This window comes from Candidatus Hakubella thermalkaliphila (assembly GCF_013281975.1).
Lineage (GTDB): Bacteria > Actinomycetota > Humimicrobiia > Hakubellales > Hakubellaceae > Hakubella > Hakubella thermalkaliphila.
In genome coordinates this window covers 1-1,118 of record NZ_BLRZ01000281.1, presented here as the reverse complement: position 1 = coordinate 1,118, position 1,118 = coordinate 1, and the positions used below count along the sequence as shown (strand labels likewise).

Here is a 1,118-nt window from a genome sequence, read left to right as displayed (position 1 = left end):
ATCACAAAGGGAATATTGCATAATTATCCATGTTTCTATGACTACCCTACTAATAACTTTCCACAAGTTATTGAGCAGTTACTATAGTAGTCATAGCCGCCCTTGACAACGATATCGACCACCTCATCAAAAATAGCGCTCTCCTCCATTGCAGGCTCTGCTGAGGCAGCCTGGAGGTAACTCTCTATTTCCTCGGGGATCCTGTCCATTCCATACCTATCAAGGATCTTCTGCCGAATCTCCTGTTGGTATTCCTTTACACGGTGGTCAGCATCTATTTCCTGTGCATAGAGATTGGGGATGATCTCTACTGGTCCTTTACCAAAGATATCCCTCTCAAAGATATCTGTAAGAGAGGCCTGTGGGTCAACAGAAAAGACCAACACCTTTTTGCCTTTTTTTGCCAAATAATAGCAAGCAGCAGCTGAAAAGGTGGTCTTTCCCAATCCCCCTTTTCCACCAAACATGATGTAACGCCTGTCAGGATATTGCTCAAATATTTTTGCTAAAGAAATGTGATCACCTCTTTCTGAGTTGTTGGTTTTCAGGCTAATGCATCCGTTAAATCCCTTTCCCTCAACATCCTGCGCTTCCATGTTGATATCTGGGGAACCACATAGGGCAACAACCGCAAGGAATAGTATGGAGGTAGGATGGGCACACCCAGCATATCTCCCATGGTGATGAGGATGAACAGGTGCTCCATGCTCGCCTTTGTCTTCAGGGCAAACCTGGCAGAGTCATGAGCAGCTATTCCATAGATAAACTCCTTAACTCCCCGTAGAAATTCCCCTTTCTTTTTCTCGTCCTCTGTCATAAACTTTGTCTCCTTTTAAAGTATTGGAAGGGCACGATTACCCTGGTTGCAGGTTAGTCGTGCCCCTAAAATCCTTAAGATCCAGCAGGTCGAGGTTGGGTCTTTAAGGCTCGGTATCGGCCGAAGGCCTTCACTCCTTCCACTCCCAGATGGGCCACCACCCGCTGGCGCACCCCCCGCTCGGTGCGAACATTCTCCACCAGCTTCCAGTAGCGATAGGTTTTACCTTTGACCTTCTTAGCCGTGCTGCGAAGAAACATCTACGGTCACCACATCCCTGGAACTATGGGTCTGTGTTGAG

General features: G+C 47.1%; 3 protein-coding genes. All 3 read right to left on the bottom strand.

The genetic code is table 11. The features are described from left to right. Positions 1-41 precede the first annotated feature (41 nt). Complete coding sequence (locus HW443_RS11575; RefSeq protein WP_246273408.1) at positions 42-467, bottom strand: ArsA-related P-loop ATPase; 426 nt, start codon at positions 465-467, stop codon at positions 42-44. 77 nt (positions 468-544) lie between these two features. Then, on the bottom strand, positions 545-817 hold the full coding sequence (locus HW443_RS11570; protein ID WP_176232025.1) for a hypothetical protein: 273 nt from the start codon (positions 815-817) through the stop codon (positions 545-547). 74 nt (positions 818-891) lie between these two features. After that, the gene (locus tag HW443_RS11565) at positions 892-1,077 is read right to left on the bottom strand and encodes a hypothetical protein (RefSeq protein ID WP_176238260.1); all 186 of its coding nucleotides are present in this window, start codon (positions 1,075-1,077) and stop codon (positions 892-894) included. Positions 1,078-1,118 lie beyond the last annotated feature (41 nt).

Excerpts from the sequence above, each read along its gene's own strand:
- HW443_RS11575 (WP_246273408.1), bottom strand. The coding sequence starts at position 467 with ATGTTTGGTGGAAAAGGGGGATTGGGAAAGACCACCTTTTCAGCTGCT.
- HW443_RS11570 (WP_176232025.1), bottom strand. The coding sequence starts at position 817 with ATGACAGAGGACGAGAAAAAGAAAGGGGAATTTCTACGGGGAGTTAAG.
- HW443_RS11565 (WP_176238260.1), bottom strand. The coding sequence starts at position 1,077 with ATGTTTCTTCGCAGCACGGCTAAGAAGGTCAAAGGTAAAACCTATCGC.